A 4,153-nucleotide genomic window follows, 5' to 3' on the forward strand; every position below is an offset into this window, starting at 1 on the left:
ATATACAGGATGTTATTAAAGATTGATAAGTGCGCACCACCAACAAGATACAACTATTTGATTGAGCTCAAGAGTAAGTGACCACTATGTAATTCAACGTTAAGAATATATTGCTTATATCATTCAAAAAGTACAATAAAAACCGCCAAAGGCGGTTTTTATACACATAAGATTAGATCACTAGATAAAACTATTTTTTTACCACTATCATTGACTGCTCAATTCGCTCACTAGAGACAGTATCTACAACCTGAGCATTAATGGTATATTCACCTGCGGGATAGCTTTTATCGAAATTAATTCCACGCACTTTTGAATAAGTATCACCTGAAGCAATAACCCATTTCTCTCTCGCGTTGACAGGAATAATCAAACCATCAGGGCCTACCGCTGTCATCCAGAACTCGACGTTAGCTTCTCCCTCACGGCCATTATTTAAATCAATGGTGAATGGAACAAAACCACCGGTACTGTCCACACTATTAATACCAAATTGATTTTTGATATCAATAGTCAAACCATTGAGTTCAGGTAGGCTATTTAAATCGACCCCTTTCACAAATTCTTGGTTGGCTTTAAATACTTCTCCATTTTCTGCAACGACTTGAAGAGAAACAGTATATTTACCATCAGCCATATACTCTGGAACCCAGAAACCACGTGTAACATTCAATATGCGACCATCAGTAAGAGCATCAGACTCTTGCTGCGCTGTATCAACTCCAACTACCGCTTTGGCTGGAAAGTAGATACCTTCTGGGCCTTTAATTGATAGCCAGTAATTGAACTTCACTGTTTCACAGCTTTCATTACGGATCCCTAGCTGACTGGCAATATATCCACCGTTACGTGCCAACTGGTTTTGATTTAATGAAAGGTTTGCTTCAATCACTGGCTGTAACTCACAATCCACTTCCGCATAAGAAGCAGTTGAAAATAACAATGCCAAGCATGATACCAGATAATAATAACGTTTGTTCATGATAGATCCTTTAAAGTTAGACAACCATTTGTTTTTACAACTGGCGCTAAGGCTAATTGATAACTATAAAAAATACATCCGCTTTTTATTAAAGGATCAGATTTTATCAAATCTAAGACAATTACATTGACTAAGTATTAATAATAATAAACAAAATTGATTCAACTCATAAGCTCCCTAAAAATAAACTAAAGTTTACTCTCATATGGTCAATTTAATTCTTTCGTTTTATTTTTTCATTAAGTAGTAGCCAAGCATAACGACTATTAGTCACTAAATAACGCTTCCACATTCTTCTAGGTTCTTGTAATACACGATATAACCATTCCAACCCAGATTTTTGCATCCATAAGGGTGCACGAGAAACATGACCTGCAACAACATCAAATGTTCCCCCTACCCCCATCACAAATAACACGCCCAACTGCTCTTGCCAGCGGTTGATAAAATTTTCCTTTTTCGGCGACGTGATCGCCACAAACAGTAGTTTCGCCCCTGATTGACGGATCTTTTCAACTATCGCGTGCTCATCATCCCAAAAATAGCCATGGTGATAACCCGCAATCACTAATTGTGGATGCTTTGCCTGCATGGCCGCAGCCGTTTTTTCAACAATCTCCGACTTTGCGCCTAGATAGAACACTGGCATTTGTTCTTGTGCAGCCATCGCATTGAGCTCTAGAAACAAGTCAACACCCGCCACTCGTTCGGGAACTTGGTGACCTAAAAAGCGCGCGCCCCAAACCACACCCATACCATCGATATTGATAATGTCACACTCGGTCACGGACTGAGCCAATTCAGAATCCTTACGCATATTGACTAACTTAGCAACATTGACGACCACATGCTGGGTAAACTCTTGTCGCAAAATGCGATCGCGGATCAGAGCAACAGTTTCACTCATCGAAGCCACATCCATTGGGCTACCAAGAAAATTAATGCGTTTCAATCGGTTATTCCTCATTGGTAATTCTTAAATAAAAACGGAATGAAAAGTACATCCACGCCTGTGTCCAGCGCGCGTAGTGAATTCGATTAACCAAACGTTTGTTACGTTGATAAACAAACTGATCCCGCTCGGGCATGTACAGCGTTTGAATAGCACGCTGAATGACGCGTTTAACCAAAACAACATCACTCTCCTCACCTCCAACACTGAGTAAGGTAATAATTGCCTGTGATACTGAGTGCGGATCCAGTGGATAAGGATTGTTGTGGTAATATTTCGCTGTTCCATCGGTTTCAAATAGATGCTGCTTGTAAAAATAAAAACCGCGTGCAATCACCTCATCAAATTCCTTTGTCGCTAAAGTAGTTCGTATGAGGTGTAGTGCTTCTAAATTGTAGCCCGTATGAAATCCGTCAATAAACACATGATGATGACGAGTACCATAGGCCCAGCTGCCATCGGCAGCTTGAGCCTGAGCACTGTTACGCGCAATGCGTAATGCCAACTCAGTGTAGTCTGGGCGAGACGTTTCTCGACCGACCACGGCCAGCCAAGCTGCCGCCCACAAACTGGCGTTGTGCACAAACGCCGTTTCCCCGGGGATATACGCAAAAAACTCCCCGCTCTCATTTTGAGTCAATAAATGGCCAGCAATAAAATCACCACTGCGCAGCGCCAACTCGACCCAGTCAGCTCGCCCCGTCAGTTGCCCCAATTTGTGTAAGGCACGGCTGACATAGACTGTCGTGATCACATTTGGCTTCCCCTTAGGAACAAAGAATGCACGCGCTTTCCAATCAAAATGATACCCCCAACAGGCACCATGCCAGATTTGCTCATCACAACGCTGAGCCACTAGCCACAGCGCAAGTTGCTCCGCTTCTGTGAGCAAAGCGGGATCTTTTGTCACTTGATACTCTTCGATTAATCCGAGAATAAACAGAGCCACGCCTTTAGGGTTTCGCGCTTTGGGCACACCTAGCCATGGCCGAAGATTAAGGGGAGAGCGTTTGAACAACTGGATCCATGCTAAGCCGAAAGTCGAGTCTTTGCTTATCGGCAAGCGCTTGAACCAGCTTGAATTGAGTCCATCAAAAGGGTCATATCCAGCAAATTGTTCTGTACGAGCTTTCTTAAGAATAGCGGTGGCGATGCTATTGACGGTCATTTAGCTCTTCCTCGTTCCTTATTCGTCAATAACTCATAAAACCCTAGTAGCTTTTGTGCAACAACGTCTTCGTGAAATAATTCATCAAACTTTTCTTTTCCTAGTGTTGCAAGTTCTAGTCTTTTGGCTTTATCACTTCCCAGAACATTTATAGCACTTGCCAGTTCATAAATATTACCAGGAGGAACTAACAGGCCATTAATATCATGAGTAATAGCATCACCAATAGCACCCACTGGGGTCGTTATAACAGCGACACTTGCTGACATAGCCTCTAAGATACTAATAGGTAACCCTTCTGCATAGCTGGGAAGAACAACAACATCGGCTATAGATAATAAAGAACCTTTCTGTTCAGAATCAATCCAACCAAGAAATTCAACTCTATTTTTAACACCAAGTTCATTACAAAAGTCTGTTAGGCCATCAATATCCCCGCTCCCTGCCACGTACAACTTTGCATTATCATTTTTAACGAGGGAAAACGCTTCAATTAAATCTCTTATCCCTTTCCTTTTTGACAGTTCCCCCATGAAAACCAAATTAAATTCTTCATGTTGTGATTTTTCAAATGGAAAGGTAGCAACAGGATTATGTAACACATTCCATTTTAGCCCTGTAATATTTTCAAAATTACTCTTCCAACAGTTGCCTAAGCATAATCTTAAATCATATTGTTTGAAAATTTTATTAACTATGTACTTTTTTAGTGAATTAGAAAAAAAATCATCCACCTGAGCTGCGTGACATTGATATACTACGGGTATTTTGTATATCTTAAGCCAAAATAAAAAACATGCTTTCCTAAAGAAACTACCTTTAAGTGAGCCATGAACATGAGCGCCATCAAAATCATTGCAAAGCAAGAAAAATGGAAATCTAACAAGAAAATAAAAAAATGAAAGATGTTTTTTCAAAGACCCTCCAGACTCATGAGTGAAATAATAACGAATACTGTATCTACTATTTACATAATTATTTTTCATAAATGTAGAAACAACAGATGCCACTCCACCTTTAGCATAATTAGGTACACTAATTACTAATATTT

The 4,153-nt window shown here is 40.4% G+C and carries 4 protein-coding genes; all 4 read right to left on the minus strand.

Annotated features, from left to right (window positions below; all coding sequences use genetic code 11):
* Positions 1 to 190: 190 nt before the first annotated feature.
* Positions 191 to 982 (minus strand): RbmA family biofilm matrix protein, encoded by a 792-nt coding sequence (locus AACQ42_RS00005; protein ID WP_176429739.1) that lies wholly within the window; start codon positions 980 to 982, stop codon positions 191 to 193.
* 214 nt (positions 983 to 1,196) lie between these two features.
* On the minus strand, positions 1,197 to 1,949 hold the full coding sequence (gene vpsK / locus AACQ42_RS00010; RefSeq protein WP_094132041.1) for an exopolysaccharide biosynthesis glycosyltransferase VpsK: 753 nt from the start codon (positions 1,947 to 1,949) through the stop codon (positions 1,197 to 1,199).
* Positions 1,939 to 3,102: an exopolysaccharide biosynthesis protein VpsJ gene (gene vpsj / locus AACQ42_RS00015; protein WP_094166435.1), complete on the minus strand. Its 1,164-nt coding sequence runs from the start codon at positions 3,100 to 3,102 to the stop codon at positions 1,939 to 1,941. Before vpsj ends, vpsK begins: the two co-directional genes overlap by 11 nt.
* A complete protein-coding gene (locus AACQ42_RS00020) occupies positions 3,099 to 4,151 on the minus strand; it encodes a glycosyltransferase family 4 protein (RefSeq protein WP_254918611.1) in 1,053 nt (350 codons plus the stop codon). Before AACQ42_RS00020 ends, vpsj begins: the two co-directional genes overlap by 4 nt.
* Positions 4,152 to 4,153 lie beyond the last annotated feature (2 nt).

The organism is Vibrio sp. V12_P9A6T4 (assembly GCF_963874835.1).
In the GTDB taxonomy this organism is placed as follows: Bacteria; Pseudomonadota; Gammaproteobacteria; order Enterobacterales; family Vibrionaceae; genus Vibrio; species Vibrio anguillarum.